The 271-nt window shown below is 74.9% G+C and carries 1 pseudogene; it reads right to left on the bottom strand.

From position 1 onward, the window contains the following. A pseudogene (locus tag R0J92_RS23105) lies at window positions 1-271 on the bottom strand (hypothetical protein); the annotation flags it as partial.

Raw genomic sequence — 271 nt, 5'->3', positions numbered from 1 at the left:
CGAGGATCAGCGGCGGAGGAGGCGGCGGCGGGGGAGGCGGCGCGACGACGGGCGGCGGCGGCTCGACCTTGTGCGGCTTGACGACCGGCTTCTTCGGCTTCTTCGGCTGCTCGGGCTCGGCGGCTTCGGTTTCGACGGGCTCCGGCGCCGATGCGGCCACCGGCGCGCTCGCGGCTTCGACCGGCATCACCGTGGCTTCGACGATCGGCGCCTGCTGCGTGCCCCACAGCAGGCTGCTGCAACCGGACAGCGCGAGCAGCGCCAGCAGCGC

Origin of the sequence: Tritonibacter sp. SIMBA_163 (assembly GCF_046535935.1) — a bacterium.
In the GTDB taxonomy this organism is placed as follows: Bacteria; Pseudomonadota; Alphaproteobacteria; order Rhodobacterales; family Rhodobacteraceae; genus Epibacterium; species Epibacterium scottomollicae.
The sequence above is the reverse complement of the archived record's forward strand: the minus strand, read 5'-3'. Positions and strand labels throughout refer to the sequence as shown.